Genomic DNA, 19223 nt, shown 5'->3' on the forward strand with positions numbered 1-19223 from the left:
TTCAATTTTGCCAAGGACAGCACCAAGACCATGCAGACACGACACTCCACTCCCCTCGCAACCCTGGCCACAACGCCTGCCACGCAGCGCGCCGGGTGTGCTGCCGCCTCGGCGGGAGCGCGGCCATGAGCTGCTGGGCCGTGGTGCCGCTCAAGGCACGCCGCCTCGGCAAGATGCGGCTGGCCGGCATGCTCGACGAAGCCGCCCGCGCCAGACTGGTGCAGACGATGCTCGACACCGTGCTGTCGGCCCTTGCGGATGCGCAGGAGATCGACCACGTCGCCATCGTCAGCAGCGAACCCGAGCGTATCCCCACCGGCGTGCTGGCCCTGCCCGACCTCGGCCAGGGGCTGAACCCGGCCCTGAGCACGGCCGCCGACAGGCTGCGGGACCACGGTGCGAGTTCGCTGCTCGTCATCCACGCCGACCTGCCTCTGGTGCGAGCGAGCGAGATCGACCGCTTCGTCCGCGCCGGACGGCGACAGGGGCTGGCACTGGCGTCCGACCGCCACGGCACCGGCACCAATGCGCTGTTCATCGCGGACAGGCTGGACTTCCCCTTCCACTTTGGCACAAACAGCCTGTCGCACCACCTGGCGGAAGCACGCATCCGTCACATCACCCCGGCCCTGCCCGCATTGAACGGCCTCGCCATCGACATCGACACGCCCGCCGATCTCGCCTGCCTGCTGCCGGCAGCGGGCGTTTCCCTCAAGCCCTCCCGCTGGAGCCTGACGCCATGCACAACCTCGCCATGCACGACCTCGCTCTGAGCCTTCTCGACCGCGCGCAGGCTGGACACACGCTGTCGCCCGACGACATCCACCTGCTGGGCGAGCACGCGTCGCACGCCGAGCTGCTGCAGGCCGCCGAGGCCCTGACCGTGGCCGGCCATGGCACCAGCGTAGGCTACTCGCGCAAGGTCTTCATCCCGCTCACCCGGCTGTGTCGCAACACCTGCGGCTACTGCACCTTCGCCACCACGCCCAAGTCGGTGCCGAGTGCCTACCTGAGCGCCGACGAGGTGCTGGCCATCGCCCGCGCCGGCGCGGCGGCAGGCTGCCACGAGGCCTTGTTCACCCTTGGCGAACGCCCCGAGTCGCGCTACCAGGCAGCACGCGACGCCCTCGCCGCGCTCGGCCACGGCTCGACCATCGAATACCTGGCGGAGATGGCCGCGCTGGTGCATCGCGAGACCGGGCTGCTGCCGCATGTAAACCCCGGCACCATGAGCGCCGAAGAGATCGCCCTGCTGCGCCCGCTGTCGGCGTCGATGGGCATCATGCTGGAGTCCTCCTCCACCCGCCTGTGCGAACGCGGCGGCCCGCACTGGAAATGCGTGGACAAGCACCCCGAGGTTCGCCTCGAAACCTTGCGCCTGGCCGGCGAACAGGCGGTGCCGATGACCACCGGCATCCTGATCGGCATCGGCGAGACGCGGCGCGAACGCGTCGACGCCCTGCTCGCCCTGCGCGAGGTGCACGCGGCGCATGGGCACCTGCAGGAGATCATCGTGCAGAACTTCCGCGCCAAGCCGGGGACGGTGATGGCAGGGGCTGACGAACCCGGTCTGGACGATCACACCTGGACGATCGCGATGGCGCGCCTGATCTTCGGCGCCCGCCTGTCGATCCAGGCGCCGCCCAACCTGCGGCCTGGCGAGCTCGGCCCGCTGCTGCGCGCCGGCGTCAATGACTGGGGCGGCATCTCGCCGGTCACGCTCGATCACGTGAACCCGGAAGCAGCCTGGCCGCAGATCGACGCACTCGCCGCCGAGACCGCAGCCCACGGCCGCCACCTGCGCCCGCGCCTGCCGCTCATCCCCTCCTACGTGCGCGAGGCCGCGCGGTGGACCGACACGGCGATGTGCACCGCCCTGCTGCGCCGCGCCGACGCGAGCGGCTTCGCGCGCGCCGACGACTGGATCGCCGGCACCGGCCAGGCCCCCTCGCCCGCGGCGCTGCGCGTATTCGCACCGCAAGCCGGCGCCACGGCGCCCTCGCAGGCCATCCGCGCGCTGCTCGACAAGGCCCTGGCAGGTCGCGAGCTGGCCGAGGACGAGATCGTGTGCCTGTTCGATGCGCAGGGCGCCGACCTGCACGCCGTGATGGCGGCCGCCGACCGCCTGCGCCGCGACACCGTGGGCGAGGCGGTCACCCACGTGCGCAACTGCAACATCAACTACACCAACATCTGCCAGCACCGCTGCGGCTTCTGCGCCTTCGCCAAGAGCCACGCCGCCTCCACGCTGCGCGGCCCGGCCTACCGGCTCGAAGCCGAGCAGGTCGCCGCCCGTGCGCTCGAAGCCTGGGCGCGCGGCGCCACCGAGGTGTGCATGCAGGGCGGCATTCACCCGCACTACACCGGCGACACCTACCTCGAGCTGCTGGCGGCGGTGAAGCGCGCGACGCCCGACATGCACATCCATGCCTTCTCGCCGCTGGAGATCCGTCACGGCGCCGCCACCCTGGGCCTGTCGCTGCACGACTACCTGCGCCGCCTGCGCGACGCCGGCCTGCGCACCCTGCCGGGCACGGCGGCGGAGATCCTCGACGACGAGGTGCGCGCCATCATCTGCCCGGACAAGCTCGACAGCGCGCAATGGCTCGAGGTGATGGAGGCTGCGCACGCAGTCGGCATGCGCAGCACCGCGACCATCATGTTCGGCCATGTGGATGCGCCGCGGCACTGGGCGCGCCACCTGCTCGCCATCCGCCGCCTGCAGGCGAAGACCGGTGGCTTCACCGAGTTCGTGCCGCTGCCCTTCGTGCATATGGAGTCGCCGCTGTGGCACAAGGGCCGCGCCCGCTCCGGCCCGACGCTGCGCGAATCGGTGCTGATGCACGCGGTCGCCCGCCTGGTGCTGCATCCGCTGATCCCGAACATCCAGACCTCGTGGGTCAAGATGGGCGCCGAAGGCGCGGCGCTGTGCCTGCAGGCTGGCGCCAACGACCTCGGCGGCACGCTGATGTACGAATCGATCACGCGCGCCGCGGGCGGCGCCAACGGCCAGTTGATGGAGACCGCCGACCTGCGCGCGATTGCGGCGCGCTGCGAACGTCCGCTGCGACAGCGCAGCACGCTCTATGAGGCGGTGCCGCCCGCGGCCGATCGGGCCGCAGTCGGACCACCCCAACACCCGCGGCAGGTGCATAGGCTGCACGCGACCGCCTGAACCCCCACGCTCCACGCAGTACCGAACCGCGCCACCCCGGCGGCGCGGCCGGCCCCCTACGTCCCTAGATCCCGCAACAAGCTGGAGAATCCATGACACTCACCCACCTGCAACGGCTCGAAGCCGAAAGCATCCACATCCTGCGCGAGGTCGTCGCCGAAGCCGACAACCCGGTGATGCTCTACTCCATCGGCAAGGACAGCGCGGTCATGCTGCACCTGGCGATGAAGGCCTTCTACCCGGCCGTGCCGCCCTTCCCGCTGCTGCACGTCGATACGCGCTGGAAATTCCAGGAGATGTACCGCTTCCGCACCCGCATGGCGCAGGAGACGGGCATGGACCTGCTGGTGCACATCAACCCCGAGGGCGTGGAGAAGGACATCAACCCCTTCACCCACGGCTCGGCGATCCACACCGACATCATGAAGACCGAGGGCCTCAAGCAGGCGCTCGACCAGTACGGCTTCGACGTCGCCTTCGGCGGTGCGCGCCGCGACGAGGAGAAGTCGCGCGCCAAGGAGCGCGTGTTCTCGTTCCGCACCGCGCAGCACCGCTGGGACCCGAAGAACCAGCGCCCCGAGCTGTGGAAGCTCTACAACGCCAGAAAGCACAAGGGCGAGTCGATCCGCGTGTTCCCGCTGTCGAACTGGACCGAGCTCGACATCTGGCAGTACATCTACCTCGAGAACATCCCCATCGTGCCGCTGTACTACGCCGCCGAGCGCCCGGTGGTCGAGCGCGACGGCACGCTGATCATGGTCGACGACCACCGCATGCCCTTGAAGCCCGGCGAGGTGCCGATGATGAAGAAGGTGCGCTTCCGCACCCTGGGCTGCTACCCGCTCACCGGCGCGGTGGAGTCCGAGGCCGACACGCTGCCGGCGATCATCCAGGAGATGCTGCTCACCAAGACCTCCGAGCGCCAGGGCCGGGTGATCGACCACGATTCCGCCGCTTCCATGGAAAAGAAGAAACAAGAGGGGTATTTCTGACATGGCACACGTTTCCGACCTCATCGCCACCGACATCGAGCAGTACCTGAAGGCGCACGAACACAAGAGCCTGCTGCGCTTCATCACCTGCGGCAGCGTGGATGACGGCAAGAGCACGCTGATCGGCCGCCTGCTCTACGAATCGAAGATGCTGTTCGAGGACCAGCTTGCCGCGGTCGAGGCCGACTCGAAGAAGTTCGGCACCCAGGGCGACCAGATCGACTTCGCGCTGCTGGTCGATGGCCTGGCGGCCGAGCGCGAGCAGGGCATCACGATCGACGTGGCCTACCGCTTCTTCTCCACCGACAAGCGCAAGTTCATCGTCGCCGACACCCCGGGACACGAGCAGTACACCCGCAACATGGTCACCGGCGCTTCCACGGCGGATGTGGCGATCCTGATGGTCGATGCGCGCAGGGGCATCCTCACCCAGACGCGCCGCCACAGCTACCTGGTGTCGCTGCTGGGCATCCGCCACATCGTGGTGGCGATCAACAAGATGGATCTGGTCGACTACTCGGAGAAGGTCTTCCGCGACATCCGCGAGGACTACACCGCCTTCGCCGCACAGATCGGCCTCGAGGACGTGAGCTTCATCCCGCTGTCGGCCTTCAGGGGCGACAACATCATCGAGCCCAGCAGCGCGATGCCCTGGTACCACGGCAGTACGCTGATGGCCTACCTGGAAACGGTCGAGATCGACGACGCACGCATGCAGCGCGCGCCCTTCCGCCTCCCGGTGCAGTGGGTCAACCGCCCCAACCTGGATTTCCGCGGCTTCGCCGGCCAGGTGGCGAGCGGCGTGATCCGCCCGGGCGACCGCATCCGCGTGCAGCCCTCGGGGCGCGAGAGCACGGTGGCGCGCATCGTCACCCACGGCGGCGACCTGGCGCAGGCCGTCTCCGGCCAGTCGGTGACGCTGACGCTGGCCGACGAGATCGACATCTCGCGCGGCGACGTCATCTCCACGGTGGAAGCGCCCGCCGAGGTGGCCGACCAGTTCGAGACCACGCTGGTGTGGATGCACGACGAGCCGATGCTGCCCGGCCGCCCCTACCTGCTCAAGATCGGCGCCAAGACGGTCGCGGCCACGATCACCGACATCAAGTACCAGGTGAACGTGAACACGCTCGAGCACGTCGCGGCCAAGAAGCTGGAACTGAACGCGATCGGCGTGTGCAACATCAGCCTCGACCGTCCGATCGCCTTCGATGCCTACCGCGACAACCGCGACACCGGCGGCTTCATCCTCGTCGACCGGCTGTCCAACAACACCGTTGGTGCCGGCCTGCTGCACTTCGCGCTGCGCCGTGCGCACAACATCCACCTGCAGCATGTCGATGTCGACAAGGTGGCGCGCGCAACCCAGAAGCACCAGAAGAGCTGCGTGCTCTGGTTCACCGGCCTGTCGGGTGCGGGCAAGTCCTCGATCGCCAACCTGGTCGAGAAGAAGCTGCACGCGCTGGGCCACCACACTTACCTGCTCGACGGTGACAACGTGCGCCACGGGCTGAACAAGGACCTCGGCTTCACCGACGCCGACCGCGTCGAGAACATCCGCCGCGTGGCCGAGGTCGCGAAGCTGATGGTCGATGCCGGCCTCATCGTGCTCACTGCCTTCATCTCGCCCTTCAAGTCCGAACGGCGCATGGCGCGCAGCCTGATGGGCGACGACGAGTTCATCGAGATCTTCGTCGACACGCCGCTCGAGATCGCCGAGCAGCGCGACGTGAAGGGCCTCTACAAGAAGGCCCGGCGCGGCGAGCTGAAGAACTTCACCGGCATCGACTCGCCCTACGAGGCGCCGGAGAACCCCGAGCTGCGGCTGACCACGCCCCAGCTCTCCCTCGACGCGGCCGCCGACGCGGTCATCGCCACCCTGCGCCTGCGCGGCGTGATCGCCGACTGAAGGCAGCGGGCCCCGCCGGGGCCCGCCCCACCAACGCGAACTGGAACAAACATGACCAAGACCTCCGATCTACGCGCCCTGCTCGACGCCTTGTTGCCAATCGCCCGCGCCGCCGGCGACGAGATCATGCAGATCTACGCCACCGATTTCGCGGTACGCGGCAAGACCGACGCCTCCCCTGTGACCGAGGCCGACGAGCGCGCCGAAGCCCTCATCCTGCCCGCGCTCGCCCGCCTCAGCCCGGACATTCCGGTGGTCTCCGAGGAGGAAGCCGCGGCCGGGCGCATTCCCGCGGTGGGCGAGCGCTTCTGGCTGGTCGATCCGCTCGACGGCACCAAGGAGTTCATCAGCCGCAATGGCGAATTCACCGTAAACATCGCGCTCATCGAGCACGGTGCCCCCATGCTCGGCGTCGTCTTCGCCCCCGCCCTCGACCGCCTGTTCGCCGGCGCAGCCGGGATCGGCGCGACGGTGGAGGACAAGGGCGTGCGCCGCACGATCGCGTGCCGCACACCGCCCGCCGAAGGCCTCACCGTGGTGGCCAGCCGCTCGCACGGCGACGCCGAGGCGCTCACCGCCTTCCTCGCCGGACGCAAGGTCGCCAGCCAGACCAACGTCGGATCCTCGCTCAAGCTGTGCCTGGTTGCTGCCGGCGAGGCCGATGTCTATCCGCGCCTGGGCCGCACCATGGAGTGGGACATCGCCGCCGGCGACGCCGTGCTGCGCGCCGCCGGCGGCATCGTCCGCACGCTCGACGGCACCACCCTGCGTTATGGCAAGGCCGATTTCGCCAACCCCCACTTCGCCGCCTGGGGCACGACCGCCGCGGCCTAGCGCAACAAAAACCGAGCAAGGCTCAGTTTATGCGAAAGGGAATCTGAAGCAGCCTGCAAGCCACTGTTTACAAGACGCTTTGAATCCACCCGCCGTTCGCCTCCGTAAATCGAAAGCGAGTAGCCAGGCGGTGGATGGCTTGCTCCAATGACCACGTCACGCGAAGGAAAGCCCATGGCCTCCCACCACTCTCCACTGCGCCGCAGCCCGACCCAATCCCGAGCGACCGCGACCCTGCGTGCGATTCGCGAAGCGGCGCTGCGCATTCTTAAGGAGGAGGGGCATGCACGCCTGACCACCAACCGTATCGCCGAGGTTGCGGGGGTCAGCATCGGCAGCCTTTACCAGTACTACACCGACAAGCACGCCATCGCGGCCGACATCTGCAATGCGCTACTGACCTCGGAGCTCGACGAGATCAAGCGGCTCGACCGCCAGGCAATCGCCCTGGCGGAGAACTCGCTCGATGCGACGCTGGCCTTCTTCGTGGAGGAACAGGTTGCGCGCCACCGCCGCCTGTACCTGCAACTGCAGGACTTCTACCTCGAGATCCACTGGAAGTACGACTTCGAGGCCTATTCACGCAAGCGCTACCCCAACAAGCCAAGCACTGCCGAGTGGCTGCCGTCCGCCCTCGGACGCCACAAGGACGCGTTGCGGGTGAACAACTTCGCGCTCGCCGCGCAGATGGTGGCCAACGCGCTCGAAGGCACGATCCACGCCACGCTCGACCGCAACCCGGACCTGATCCTGACCCAGGACTTCGTCGACGAGCTGCACGCCATGCTCGTCCGCTATCTCAAGAAGATGCCCGGCGAAGGCATCCCGAACGACTAAGGAGACCCCCTTGCTGTACTACTTCGACTTCACCGTCTGGTTCAAGCTGCTGCGCCTCGTCGGCCAGGAGCCCAACTCGCGCCGGCGGCGCGGGCTGTACAAGCTCCTGCTGCTGCATGTGCCACTGCGCGCCGCGTTCACCGCCGTGTGCTTCTTCCTCGACGGCATCCTGTTCCCCGGCCTGTGGCGCACGCGCGTCAAGACGCCGGTCTTCATCATCGGCCACGCGCGCAGCGGCACCACGCTCGCCCACCGGCTGATGGATGCCGACGAGCGTTTCTCCACCTTCAAGTACTACGAGCTGCTGCTGCCCTCGCTGCTGCAGAAGAAGCTCGTGCGCCTGGCCGCATGGATCGACGCCCACCTGCTCGGCCGCGCGCTGGAGCGCAGGCTGCAGGCCTGGGAGAAGCGCAAGTTCGGCCCCATGCAGCACATCCACAAGATGGGCCTGACCATCCCGGAAGAAGACGACCTGCTGTACTTCAACTCCTGCGCATCGGGCTTCTGGCTGACCAAGCTGCCCTACATGAGCGAGCTCGACTTCTTCCACATCGACCAGCGCCCGGCCGCGAGCCGGCGCCGGATGATGAAGTTCTACAAGGAATGCGTGCGCCGCCAGCTCTACCTGAACGGCAGCGACCGCATCCACCTCAGCAAGAACCCCACCTACTGCGGTCGCGTCGAGTCCCTGATCGAAGCCTTTCCCGATGCGCGCTTCGTGATCCTCTACCGCAACCCGCACGAGACCATCCCCAGCCTGCTCAAGCTGCTCAACGTGGGCTGGAAGCTGCAGGGCAACCTGTCGGAGGACCGCATCCGCGAATCCAACCAGGTGATGACCGGACTCTCCTACGAGTCCTACCTGCATCCGCTCACGGTGCTGGAACGCCACCCCGAGACCCCGCGTGCAGTCATCGACTACCGCCGCCTGACCACCGACCCGAAGGGCACGATCGAGGACGTCTATCGCGATCTCGGGCTCGACATCACCCCCGCCTTTGCGAGCTTCCTGGAGGCCGAGGCCGCCCGTACCCGCAAGCACGAAACCGAACACCGCTACAGCCTGGCCGAATTCGGCCTCGACGACGCCGAGATCCGCGCGCGGCTGGCGCCGCTGTTCGAGCAATTCCACTGGGACGAAGACGTCCCCGCCGCCCAACACAAGGACAAGGAAAAGGAGCTGGCCCATGCATGAGCCCAACCCCCGGCACGATGCCGTCTTCGAGGCCGTCAAGGCCCACGTCGAGCCCCGCGACCCAGAGACACGCGACGCCGCAGTCCAGCTGCGCCAGGCCTGGGACGGCATGATCGCGCAGCTGCAGGACGCCCGCGACGCCATCGACGACCCCAAGCTGTGGCCCCCGCCCGCCACGCCGCGCAACCTCGCCGAAGGCTACCGCTACGTGCTCGGCTTCCTGTACGGCTCGATCTCGCGCTGTCTCGGTCCGACGCCGGAGTTCCCTTACTTCGTGCGCGCCATCCAGCCGCTCAACCGCTCGACCATCGACAACTGCGACGCTCTCTACCTGATGGCGCCGATCGACGGCAACTACAGCTACACCATCCGCGGTCGCGCCGCCGACACCAGCGCCTGGCGCGGCGGCAAGGCGCCGGCCGGGGTGCGCAAGGCCCCGCACTACGTGATCTTCGAGACGCCCAGCGGCTACTCGGGCGAAAGCGGCAGCCTCAAGGAGATGACCCCCGGCTCGCGCATCAACTGCGCGGAGCTGGACTGCACCGAGCTCAAGGTGGAGGCCGACGGCCGCTTCGAGATCCTGCTCGCGCCCGAGAAGCCGCCCGGCTACGAGGGAAACTTCATGCTCACCCGCGCCAGCCGCACGCGCAAGCAGAAGGACGGCAGCAGCGTCACGCGCGAATACGTGAGCCAGCTGGTGATGCTGCGCGAGCTGTTCTCCGACTGGGAGAACGAGGACCTGCTCGAGCTCTTCATCTACCGCAACGACCTGCTCGGCAAGCCGATGCCGGCCTACACGCCCGAGGTCGCGGCCAAGCAGATCGCAGACATCGGCCGCTTCACCCGCAACCAGGTGCACTTCTGGAACGAGTTCTACGCCGTCGTGTGCGAGTGCTACGGCGACATGAACGGCGACGGCCAGTGCTTCATGCCGCGCAACGACTTCAACAAGCCCAACGCCGCCTCGCTCGCCACCGCCGGCGGCATGGCCACCAACGTGTATTGCGGCGGCATCTTCGAGCTGGCAGCCGACGAGGCCCTGGTGGTCGAGATGCACCAGCCGGTGGAGCCGGTTTACATCGGCTTCAGCCTGGGCAACATGTGGGGCGAATCGCTGGACTTCGCCAACTACCAGAGCAGCCTCGGCGGCCTGCAGGCGCACCGCGATGCCGACAACGTCTTCCGCCTGGTGGTCTCGCACACCGACCCGGGCATCGCCAACTGGCTCGACACCACCGGCCAGCCCGAGGGCTACATGGCGATACGCTGGGCCTACCCGGTCAAGCCCATGGACAACCTGCCCTGGGCCACGGCGAAGAAGGTGCCGCTTGCCGAGCTGCGCCAGCACCTGCCGGCCGACACCCGCCTGATCTCGCCCGAGGAGCGCCGGCAGCAGATCGCGATCCGCCAGGAACACGTGCAGCGCCGCTACCGCCAGCACTGACAAGGAGCCCCGCATGCCCCACACCCTCAAGGACAAGGTGGCGATCGTCACCGGCGCCAGCCGCGGCATCGGCGCGGCAATCGCCGAACGCTTCGCCGCCGAAGGCGCCAAGGTCGTGCTCGTGGCGCGCACCGGCGAACCCGGCGGCAAGCTGCCCGGCTCGCTGGACGAGACCGCGGCGCGCATCCGCACGACGGGCGGCGACTGCCTGTGCGTGCAGGCCGACCTGGCCAGCGCCGCCGACCGCGAGCGCATCATGGGCGAAACGCTAGGTCATTACGGCGGCATCGACATCCTGGTCAACAACGCCGCCTGGGCGCGTTTCGGCGCGGGTTACGCACAGTCGCCGGAGCGCGTCCAGCTCGCCTATGCGGTCAACCTGTTCGCGCCCCACCACCTCGCCCAGCTCGCCATCCCGGCGATGAAGGCGCGCGGCGGCGGCTGGATCCTCAACCTGTCGAGTGCGACCAGCACCCGCCCCGGCCCGGCACCCTACGACCCGAAGGAACGCGCCTACCGCTTCCACACCACCCACTCGCCCACGCTCTACGGCTCGACCAAGGCCGCGCTCGAGCGCCTGAGCACCGGCATGGCGATGGAGCTCGCCGCCGACAACATCGCGGTGAACACGCTTGCCCCGGTGGAGGCCGTCGCCAGCGAGGGCGCGCTCGTCAGCGGCTCGATCGACGACCTCGCCCATATGGAGCCGGTGGAAGCCATGGCCGAAGCGGCCCTGGCCTTGTGCTCGCGCCCGCAGGCCGCGCTGTCGGGCCGGGTGGCGCTGAGCCTGCCGCTGCTGCGCGAGCTCGGCCTGCCCGTGATGCGCCTCGATGGCGCCGGCCCGCTGCCCGATTTCAAGCTTTGACCCTTGCCCTGGACTCCCCCCATGTTCGAGATCTTCGCCTCCACCCCTGAAAACCTGAACCTGGCCGACATGGGCGCTTTCGCCCGCCGCGTCGAAGCCATGGGCTACGACGGCCTGTTCGTGTCCGACGCGATCCACGACGGCCTGCTGCTCGCCTGCCAGGCGCTGTCCGCAACCTCGAAACTCAAGGTCGGCACCTCGGTGCTGATTGTCTTCCCACGCAGCCCGATGAACGTCGCGCTGGCGGCCTGGGACCTGCAGAAGATGTCGGGCGGCCGCTTCGAGCTCGGCATGGGCACGCAGATCAAGCAGAACATCGAGGATCGCTACTCGGCGCGCTGGCTGCCGCCGGCCGCCGGCATGCGCGAATACGTCGGCGCGCTGCGTGCCATCTTCCACGCCTTCCGCACCGGCGAGCGGCTCGAGTACATCGGCGAGCACTACAAGTTCACCCGCCTGCAGCCCTTCTTCAACCCGGGGCCGATCGATGCCCCGGACGTGCCGCTGATGCTCGGCGCGGTCGGCCCGAAGATGCTGGAGCTGGTCGGCAAGACCGCCGACGGCATCCACACCCATCCGACCAACACCTCGGTGCGTTACCTGAAGGAAGTGATCCTGCCGCAGATCGCGGTCGGCACCGCACAGCGCGACCCCGGGCGCGCCAAGCCCTTCATCAGCGCCAGCCAGTTCGTTGCCACCGGGCCGGACGACGCCACCGTCGCCGCCGAGCGCGAACGCTTCCGCGACATGCTCGCCTTCCTGTTCTCCACCCCGGCCTACTGGGCCAGCCTGGAGCTGTTCGGCTGGCAGCACGTCGGCGAACAGCTGCTTGCGCTCACCCGCGAGGGGCGCTGGAAGGACATGCCCGGCGTATTCACCGACGAGGTGCTCGACACCTTCCTGGTGTCCGGCCGCTACGACCAGTTGCCGGAGCAGCTCGCCGCGCGCTTCGGCGGCCTGGTCGACCGCATCACGCTCACGGTGCCGACCGACCCGGCGAACGACGCGGCGGCAGCGGAAGCGATCAGGCAGATCCGCGCCTATCGCTGACGCCCGCGCTCCCCCGACCTAGCGCGCGAAACGGAAGGTGGTGTCGCGGTTGAAGGCGTTCGGGTAGACGGTCTAGAAGCGGTTGGCCTGCAACCCGGCAAACGAGTCTGACCGTCCAATTACGCCCTTACCGTGAAGATTGATACCGAAGATGCGCTCGATGCGGCCTCAGAGCTCAACGAACCGATGCAGGCGCTGCATCTCGGCGCGGGCCTCTGCCAGCAGCTGGTCCCAGTCGTCCGGCGGATGACCACCTTCCAACATCCTGCGGAATACCCGGTAGGCGTCGTCACCACGCTCGTACGCGCGTTTGGTGTCCTCATCGTTCACCCAGGCGAAGACGATCAGCCTGGTGGGTGCGTGGTAGCGAAAGAACAGGCGGTACTGCTGGAAGAACTTTGCCCGGAACCAGTGCCTGTGCTCGCCACCCAGAGTGCTGCCCTGGCGGTACTCCGACCGCGTCGGATCCTGCGGGATGATGTCGAACGCCAGCCTGGTGATCGCCGCCAGCCGCTTGCTGACATTCTTCTTCACGTATCCGGCCGGATCCTTGCCCTTGAGGACCTCGACCTGCTGGGCGAGCGCGTCAAGCTGCGCGAGGAACAGCGGATGCGCGAAGACCGTCCAGCCGTGAATCACCAAGGGCTCAGGCTTGCTGCGCGTCATTCATCGTCTGCCGACAAGGCAGCGTCAAGATCCACCTCGACGCCGCCGACCAGCGCCTGCAGCCGATGAACAAAACCCGGGTCGACCGCCTGCAGGCGCTCTGGGTGACTGGCGATGTCGCGGGCGAGGAAGTCGAGGAAATGTCCGAGTACCGGATCATCGCCTGCGGAGGTCTCGGCGCGGGTCAGCACCACCTCGCCGCCGGGGCGGATGCTGTAGTGGATCCTGTCGCGCTTGCCCAGCCGAAGCGCGCGGCGCACGGTTTCCGGCACGGTGGTCTGGTAACGGTCGGTCAAGGTGGATTCGACTTCGAGGCTGGCGGGCATGGCGCACTCCGAGCAGATGGGGGTGATGCTCCAGATAGTAATGCGGTCGCCCTGCCCATGCAATGCAATCGCATTACTCAAGACCACTGCAGCGGTAGAAGGCTCGGCGTTTGCGACGTTTTCGGTCGCGCCCCTCGAAGCGCCCGTGGGCCGCGCGGCGGAGCACTCAGGCAACCGGCAGGCGGCGGAGGTTCGCGGCAGGCGGGCGAGGCGCCCTCTCAGGCCTCGACCCGCAGCGGCGCGACGCTGTTCAGCAGGATGCGAACCAGCTCGGTCTGCCGCCGCACCCCGGTCTTCGAGAAGATCGCGCGCAGGTGGGCACGCGCGGTATTGCGGCGAATCCCCAGCGCCTCCGCAGCCTCCTCGAGCGAGGTCCCATCGGCCAGCTTGAGCGCGACGGCGGTCTCCGTCGGGGTGAGGTTGAAGAGCTGGCGCACTGCCTCCGCGTCTGCCAGCGTGCGGCCCGCCGGGTCGCGTACGTACAACACCACAACCGGCCTGCCACGCCCGCCCGCCCACTCCCCCGGCGGCAACACCTCGACGACGATGCCCAGGTGCGGCTGACCCGATGGCCGCGATATCGACAAGGCCTCGGCCACGGCCGGCTGGCACGAGGCATGTCGTGCGAAGGCGCCGCGTATCAGGTTCTGCAGCGCGCGGTTGTCACTCGGATAGAAGGCCTCGAGCCGGCCTCCGGCCACTTTGAGGCCGTCGCCATTGGCAAGGATGTCACGCGCAATCGGATTCTGGTCGAACACCCGGCCGCGCTCATCGAGGACGACCGTGCCGACGGACAGGCGGCCCATCGCGCTGGAGTACATCCCGCCCAGGGACTCCTTCCGGCGCAGCTGATTGTGCAGTTGCAGCGCACGGCGCAAATGCGGCAGCAGGGCCTGGCAACGCGCGCGGTCGCGCTCGCTGAACGCGGGCGCGGACTCCGGGCGCGTGATCCGCAGCGGCAGACGCCCCGCCCCTGCGATCGAGATATCCACCGACATGACGTGAAAGACATCGTGCGGCCTGCACGACTGCTGAAAGTAGGCCGAGCGCCGCCAGTCCGAGCTCGCCATCAGGTCATCGACGACGTGGATCCGGTCCGCCGCCAGGTTCGCGAACGGCGTAAGGTCGTCACGGGCGGGCTCGAAGCGCGCGCTCCCGCCTTCGGCTCCGTCGCCGACCCAGACGATCAGCCCCGGGTCTTCAAGCGATGCCTCGCGCAGGATCAGGGTCAGGAAATTCGCGGCGAACAGGCCTCTCATTTCCTGCAGTGCATCCACCCATTTCTGGTGATCCATTGCGGATGCATAAATGATGCTCACGATGCGATCGTGATGCGCGATGTCCATGTCCGCCGCACGAAAGACCGCGGACGCATCGTGCGCGCTCACGCCATCACCTCAATCTCTAGCCTGCAATCGAGCCCGACATTCATGGAAGGACTATTCCCAAGCCCCCGGTGCAGCTCATCGTCCATCCGGACGATAAGGCCCTCGTCCCCTTTCACGATGTCACATCCGAGCCAGGACCCAACAATCGTCCGGAGCCGGCAGCTTGCCGCTCGAAACTTCAACAGGGGGTCGTGAGACATGCTCGATTTCGATGGAAGGACAATCTTGGTCACCGGTGGCGGTGCGGGTATCGGGCGGGCGACCGTCGAGAAATTCGCCGGCCTGAAGGCGAAGCTACGGGTGATCGAATCGGACGCGGCACGCGCGGCCGACGTGGAGGCCTGGCTCGCCGACCAGGGCGACGGACACCGGGTCTTCCATGGCGACGTGACCAGACCGGACGACGTCGTGCGCGTGTTCGCCGAGCTGACCGCGACGGACGGTGCGCTCGACGTCCTGGTGAACAACGTCGGCGACTCGCTGCAGATGGCAAAGCCCTTCGAAGCGTATTCGGATGCGGAGATCGACCGTCTCTACGGGACGAACCTGCGCCAGGTATTCGAGGTGACGCGCTGCGCCTTGCCGCTGCTGAAGGCTCATCGAAGCCCGACCGCAAGCATCGTCAATCTATCGACCATCGAAGCCTTCCGCGGCGTCCCCAACCTGGCGTTCTACTCGGCCTTCAAGACCGCGCTGGCCGGCTTTACCAAGAGCCTCGCCGTCGAGCTGGGTAGCCACGGCATCCGCATCAACCAGGTCGCCCCCGAAGCGACCGAGACCGCCCAGTTGCCCCTTTCGCAGTTCATCAAGCCCGAGTACCGCGAACGCCTGTCGGACTGGGTACCCCTGGGCCGCTATGGCACGGCCGCGGAGATCGCCGACGCTGTCGTCTATCTGGCCAGCGACATGGCGAGCTGGGTCAGCGGCACAACGCTGCATGTGGACGGCGGCGCCCTCGCGGCCAGCGGCTGGTACCGCACGCCGCAAGGCGGCTGGACCATCGCACCGGTCATCCAGACCAACGGTTTCAATTTCTGAGGAGACACACAAGCATGAAGACTCTCGTCGTCGGTGGTACCGGCCTGTTGGGCGGACACGCAGCCTTGCACCTGAAAGCGCATGGGTTCGACGTCACGATCGCATCGCGGACATCCCCCAAGGCCCCGCTGCTCGCTGCACTTCCATTCATCAGCATCGACTACACGAAAGCCACCGCCCCATCGGTGCTGAAAGGATTCGATGCGCTGCTGTTCTGCGCCGGCCAGGACATTCGCCATGTCGATCTCGGGCAGTCCCTGGACGAGCAATGGCACGAGCGCAACACCGTCGCCATCCCGCGCTTCTTCGCTGCCGCACGCGATGCGGGCATGCGCCGTGCAGTCCTGCTGGGCAGCTTCTATCCGCAAATGGCACCCGAGCTGATCGAGACGATTCCTTACGTCCGCTCCCGCCATCTGTCGGATGTCGGTGTACGCGCCCTGAACTCGGCCAGATTCGAAGTCGTGTCGGTCAACGCGCCCTTCATGGTCGGCCACGTGCCGGGCCTGCCGAACCCGATGTTCGAAGCCTACGTCGCCTATGCCAAGGGGCAGCTGCCCGATGTGCCGGTATTCGGGCCGAAGGGCGGCACCAACTTCATGTCGGTTGGCGCGCTGTCCGAAGCACTGCACCAGGCGCTGCTCAAGGGCACACCCGGCAAGGCCTATCTGGTCGGCGACGAGAATCTGAGCTTCGCCGAGTACTTCAGCCTGTTCTTCGAGGCCGTCGGCAATCCGCAGCCGGTCCCCGAGCTCGACGAGGAACACCCACTCCTGCCGGACGTCGCCATCTATACCGGGCGCGGCAACTACGCACGCTACGAGCCCAACATGTCCCTGGCCTATCGCCGCAATGACGTGAAGGCTGCCGTGCGCGCCTTGGTCGAGCAGATCAACGCATAGGGTCGGTTCGCGGTCGCATGCGCATGGCAAATGCGACCGCAACCGCGAAGCTCAGCGCCAGCAGCAGGAAGGCCTGCGCATAGGCCTGGAACAGCCCGCCCGTTCCCGCGCCCTCCACCGCCGCGCGCCACTCCACGAACACCGCCACCACCGCCACGCCCAGCACCCCGCCCAGCTGGCGGGTGTAGTTGCTCACCATCGACGCCTGCCCCATCAGCGCGGGCGCGACATGGGCCATGGTGGCCACCATCAGCGCCGGCACCGTCAGCCCGAGGCCAAGCCGGCCGAGCAGGCTGAAGGCGATCACTTCGGCATAGCTGATCTCACCGCCCCGCCAGGCGAACAGCACGAAGGACAGCCCGAACAGCGCCAGCCCCCACACCGTGATCCAGCGCGGCGAATGGCGATCGGTCAGCACGCCCGCGAGCGGGATCACGACGGCGAGCAGAATGCCCGAGGGCAGCAGGGCCAGCCCGGCATAGGTGGCGTCGTAGCCGAGCGCGCTCTGCAGGAAGACGGGGATCAGATAGGTGGAAGCGTAAAGCCCGAAGCCGTACACGACGGTGACCAGTGCCGCCATCGCAAAGCTGCGCTCGGCAAACAGATCGAGCGACACGATGGGCGCCGCGGCACGCCGGGCATGGCGCACGAAAGCGACGACACACAGCATCGACAGCGCCAGCAGGGCCAGCGTGCGCGCCGCGAGCAGGCCATGGCCGCGCAGGCTGGCGATGAAATCGATCGCCAACAGCGAGGCCGCACACAGGATCGCCACGCCCAACCAGTCGAAAGGCCGCGGCGGCGACGGTTCGTGGCGCGGCAGCAGGTACAGGCCCATGATGCCGGCAACGACGCAGAACGGCAGGCTCATCAGGAAGATCGACGGCCAGCCGAAGCGGTCGAGCAGCACGCCCGCCAGCGCTGGCGCCACCGCTGGCGCCAGCACGATGCCGAAGCCCAGCATGCCATGCGCCCGCCCCTGGCTCCCGGCCGGGAACAGGCGCATCACCGCCAGCATCGGCAAGGGCTGCAGCAGCCCCGCAGCCACTCCCTGCACGATGCGCATGGCGACGACGAAGCTGAAGCTGTCGCCCAGCGCACCGGCAACGCTGCTGGCCCCAAGCACCAGATTGGCACCGAGGAAGAGGCGCCGGAAGCCGATGCGGTCCAGCACCCAGGGCGTGGGCAGCATGGCCACGGTGAGCGCGGCCATGAAGCCCGTGATCGCCCACTGCACCTGATGCTGACCCAAGCCGAAGAACGCACCCAGCGCCGGAACCGCGACGTTGAAGCTCGTCGTCGCCAGCACCGCGGCGATGGTGCCCAGCCCCACCACCGTCAGCGCCAGCCATTTGAAGGCCGGGCCATGCTGGGCGCGCAGCTCTTCGCCCGTCCGGACCTGAGGCAGCCAGCGCACGCGCAGGGTGCCTCAGGCCTCGATCATGCTCAGGTCGCCGTAGCGCTGCACGTGGAAGTCGCCGTCGCCCAGGCTGGCCTGTGCGACGCGGATGCGCTTGAGGTGGAGTCCGACGTCGAGCTCGTCGGTGACGCCCATGCCGCCGTGCATCTGCACCGCCTCGCGGCTGATGCGGTGGGCTACGTCGCCGGCCTTCCACTTGGCGAGGCTGGCCATGCGCGCGCGTGCGGCGGCGTCGAGCGCCGGGTCGTCCATCGCCGCCAGCCCGGCCATCACCGCGCTGCGCGCGAGCTGCAGGTGGGCGTAGCACCATGCGGCGCGGTGCTGCAGGGCCTGGAAGCTGCCGATCGGCACGTCGAACTGCACGCGCGTCTTCAGGTACTCGACGGTGGTGTCGAACAGGCTCTGCGTGGCGCCCAGCAGCTCGGCCGCCAGGCACACGCGGCCGCGGTCCAGCGCCGCGTCGAGCGCGGCGAAGCCCTCGCCCTCCGCGCCCAGCAGCGCTGCGGCGCCGACACGCACCTCGTTCAGCACCAGCGTAGCGTGGTTGCGCGAGTCCAGCGTCTTCATCGGCGACACCTGCACGCCGACCGCATCGGCGGCGACGATGAACAGGCTGATGCCGCCCTGCTCGCCTGGCTGGCCGCCCGTACGCGCAGCGACGATGAAGGCATCCGCCCCCACGCCGTCGGCGACGAAGGCCTTGGTGCCGGTGAGCACGTAGACATCGCCTACGCGCGTGGCGCGCAGCGCGACCGCAGCCGGGTCGTGGCGCGGCGTTTCATCCACCGCCAGCGCGATGCGCTTGTCGCCACCGATCAGCGCCGCCATCCACTCCGCCTGCTGCGCTTCGGAGCCGGTGAGCTCGATCACCGAACCGCCGAGCACGACGCTCGACAGCAGCGGCGAGGCCGACAGGTTGCGGCCGATCTGCTCGAACACCGCGCCCAGGCCCTTGCAGCCAAAGGCGAGGCCACCGAGCGCCTCGGGGAAGGGAATCGCGCTCCAGCCCATGTCGACCATCTCGCGCCACAGCGCGGCATCGAAGCCCTCAGTGACGCCCCCTGCCACATCCCCATCGCGCAGCTTGCGCTGGGCGGTGACGGGGCTCTTCGCCATCAGGAACTCGGCGGCGGTGTCGGCCAGCAGTTGCTGCTCTTCGGAATAAACCAGACTCATGACACC

General features: G+C 67.9%; 17 protein-coding genes. 12 read left to right on the forward strand and 5 right to left on the reverse strand.

The features are described 5' to 3' along the window. Nucleotides 1-125: 125 nt before the first annotated feature. The 10 genes from cofC to C662_RS04035 all read left to right on the forward strand — a co-directional run bounded on the left by cofC (nt 126) and on the right by C662_RS04035 (nt 12301). Nucleotides 126-773 carry a 2-phospho-L-lactate guanylyltransferase gene (gene cofC, locus C662_RS03990; RefSeq protein WP_002925237.1) on the forward strand — a complete coding sequence of 216 codons (648 nt, stop codon included), beginning with the start codon at nt 126-128 and terminating at the stop codon, nt 771-773. Beyond that, a complete protein-coding gene (gene cofH, locus C662_RS03995; RefSeq protein ID WP_002925238.1) occupies nt 740-3175 on the forward strand; it encodes a 5-amino-6-(D-ribitylamino)uracil--L-tyrosine 4-hydroxyphenyl transferase CofH in 2436 nt (811 codons plus the stop codon). The genes cofC and cofH overlap by 34 nt, the downstream gene beginning before the upstream one ends. Nucleotides 3176-3267: 92 nt before the next feature. Next, nucleotides 3268-4167, forward strand: coding sequence for a sulfate adenylyltransferase subunit CysD (gene cysD / locus C662_RS04000; RefSeq protein WP_002925240.1), 900 nt, complete (start codon nt 3268-3270; stop codon nt 4165-4167). A gap of 1 nt (nt 4168) precedes the next feature. Continuing rightward, nucleotides 4169-6076, forward strand: a complete 1908-nt coding sequence (gene cysN, locus C662_RS04005; RefSeq protein WP_002925248.1) for a sulfate adenylyltransferase subunit CysN — start codon at nt 4169-4171, stop codon at nt 6074-6076. A 51-nt stretch (nt 6077-6127) separates the two neighbouring features. Further along, nucleotides 6128-6910: a 3'(2'),5'-bisphosphate nucleotidase CysQ gene (gene cysQ / locus C662_RS04010; RefSeq protein ID WP_002925251.1), complete on the forward strand. Its 783-nt coding sequence runs from the start codon at nt 6128-6130 to the stop codon at nt 6908-6910. 174 nt (nt 6911-7084) lie between these two features. Then, the gene (locus C662_RS04015; protein ID WP_002925257.1) at nt 7085-7747 is read left to right on the forward strand and encodes a TetR/AcrR family transcriptional regulator; all 663 of its coding nucleotides are present in this window, start codon (nt 7085-7087) and stop codon (nt 7745-7747) included. Between the two features lie 10 nt (nt 7748-7757). Beyond that, nucleotides 7758-8942: a sulfotransferase gene (locus tag C662_RS04020; protein ID WP_002925259.1), complete on the forward strand. Its 1185-nt coding sequence runs from the start codon at nt 7758-7760 to the stop codon at nt 8940-8942. Beyond that, nucleotides 8935-10386 carry a hypothetical protein gene (locus C662_RS04025; protein ID WP_002925261.1) on the forward strand — a complete coding sequence of 484 codons (1452 nt, stop codon included), beginning with the start codon at nt 8935-8937 and terminating at the stop codon, nt 10384-10386. Before C662_RS04020 ends, C662_RS04025 begins: the two co-directional genes overlap by 8 nt. A gap of 13 nt (nt 10387-10399) precedes the next feature. Further along, on the forward strand, nt 10400-11251 hold the full coding sequence (locus C662_RS04030) for an SDR family NAD(P)-dependent oxidoreductase (protein WP_002925266.1): 852 nt from the start codon (nt 10400-10402) through the stop codon (nt 11249-11251). 21 nt (nt 11252-11272) lie between these two features. Beyond that, complete coding sequence (locus C662_RS04035) at nt 11273-12301, forward strand: TIGR03617 family F420-dependent LLM class oxidoreductase (protein WP_002925267.1); 1029 nt, start codon at nt 11273-11275, stop codon at nt 12299-12301. Nucleotides 12302-12469: 168 nt separating this feature from the next. On the opposite strand, the gene C662_RS04040 is transcribed toward C662_RS04035, so the two are convergent. The 3 genes from C662_RS04040 to C662_RS04050 form a co-directional block, all read right to left on the reverse strand. Beyond that, nucleotides 12470-12967, reverse strand: coding sequence for a type II toxin-antitoxin system YhaV family toxin (locus C662_RS04040; protein WP_002925269.1), 498 nt, complete (start codon nt 12965-12967; stop codon nt 12470-12472). Next, entirely contained in the window at nt 12964-13293 is a 330-nt protein-coding gene (locus tag C662_RS04045; RefSeq protein ID WP_002925271.1) for a type II toxin-antitoxin system PrlF family antitoxin, read from the reverse strand. Before C662_RS04045 ends, C662_RS04040 begins: the two co-directional genes overlap by 4 nt. A gap of 218 nt (nt 13294-13511) precedes the next feature. Then, nucleotides 13512-14681: a helix-turn-helix transcriptional regulator gene (locus C662_RS04050; RefSeq protein ID WP_002925273.1), complete on the reverse strand. Its 1170-nt coding sequence runs from the start codon at nt 14679-14681 to the stop codon at nt 13512-13514. Nucleotides 14682-14906: 225 nt separating this feature from the next. Here C662_RS04050 and C662_RS04060 point away from each other — a divergent pair, with 225 nt between their 5' ends. Together C662_RS04060 and C662_RS04065 are read left to right on the forward strand one after the other, a co-directional pair. Then, nucleotides 14907-15719: an SDR family NAD(P)-dependent oxidoreductase gene (locus tag C662_RS04060; RefSeq protein ID WP_232433208.1), complete on the forward strand. Its 813-nt coding sequence runs from the start codon at nt 14907-14909 to the stop codon at nt 15717-15719. Between the two features lie 14 nt (nt 15720-15733). Further along, on the forward strand, nt 15734-16621 hold the full coding sequence (locus C662_RS04065; protein WP_002925281.1) for an NAD-dependent epimerase/dehydratase family protein: 888 nt from the start codon (nt 15734-15736) through the stop codon (nt 16619-16621). On the opposite strand, the gene C662_RS04070 is transcribed toward C662_RS04065, so the two are convergent. Both C662_RS04070 and C662_RS04075 read right to left on the reverse strand, forming a co-directional pair. Further along, nucleotides 16611-18038, reverse strand: a complete 1428-nt coding sequence (locus C662_RS04070; RefSeq protein ID WP_002925283.1) for a DHA2 family efflux MFS transporter permease subunit — start codon at nt 18036-18038, stop codon at nt 16611-16613. The genes C662_RS04065 and C662_RS04070 overlap by 11 nt on opposite strands. Before the next feature lie 12 nt (nt 18039-18050). Further along, a complete protein-coding gene (locus tag C662_RS04075) occupies nt 18051-19217 on the reverse strand; it encodes an acyl-CoA dehydrogenase family protein (protein ID WP_002925285.1) in 1167 nt (388 codons plus the stop codon). Nucleotides 19218-19223: the final 6 nt, after the last annotated feature.

The sequence above is a fragment of the Thauera sp. 28 genome, assembly GCF_000310145.2.
GTDB classification, from domain to species: domain Bacteria; phylum Pseudomonadota; class Gammaproteobacteria; order Burkholderiales; family Rhodocyclaceae; genus Thauera; species Thauera mechernichensis.

Excerpts from the sequence above, each read along its gene's own strand:
- cofC (WP_002925237.1), top strand. The coding sequence starts at position 126 with ATGAGCTGCTGGGCCGTGGTGCCGCTCAAGGCACGCCGCCTCGGCAAG.
- cofH (WP_002925238.1), top strand. The coding sequence starts at position 740 with ATGCACAACCTCGCCATGCACGACCTCGCTCTGAGCCTTCTCGACCGC.
- cysD (WP_002925240.1), top strand. The coding sequence starts at position 3,268 with ATGACACTCACCCACCTGCAACGGCTCGAAGCCGAAAGCATCCACATC.
- cysN (WP_002925248.1), top strand. The coding sequence starts at position 4,169 with ATGGCACACGTTTCCGACCTCATCGCCACCGACATCGAGCAGTACCTG.
- cysQ (WP_002925251.1), top strand. The coding sequence starts at position 6,128 with ATGACCAAGACCTCCGATCTACGCGCCCTGCTCGACGCCTTGTTGCCA.
- C662_RS04015 (WP_002925257.1), top strand. The coding sequence starts at position 7,085 with ATGGCCTCCCACCACTCTCCACTGCGCCGCAGCCCGACCCAATCCCGA.
- C662_RS04025 (WP_002925261.1), top strand. The coding sequence starts at position 8,935 with ATGCATGAGCCCAACCCCCGGCACGATGCCGTCTTCGAGGCCGTCAAG.
- C662_RS04030 (WP_002925266.1), top strand. The coding sequence starts at position 10,400 with ATGCCCCACACCCTCAAGGACAAGGTGGCGATCGTCACCGGCGCCAGC.
- C662_RS04035 (WP_002925267.1), top strand. The coding sequence starts at position 11,273 with ATGTTCGAGATCTTCGCCTCCACCCCTGAAAACCTGAACCTGGCCGAC.
- C662_RS04040 (WP_002925269.1), bottom strand. The coding sequence starts at position 12,967 with ATGACGCGCAGCAAGCCTGAGCCCTTGGTGATTCACGGCTGGACGGTC.
- C662_RS04045 (WP_002925271.1), bottom strand. The coding sequence starts at position 13,293 with ATGCCCGCCAGCCTCGAAGTCGAATCCACCTTGACCGACCGTTACCAG.
- C662_RS04065 (WP_002925281.1), top strand. The coding sequence starts at position 15,734 with ATGAAGACTCTCGTCGTCGGTGGTACCGGCCTGTTGGGCGGACACGCA.
- C662_RS04075 (WP_002925285.1), bottom strand. The coding sequence starts at position 19,217 with ATGAGTCTGGTTTATTCCGAAGAGCAGCAACTGCTGGCCGACACCGCC.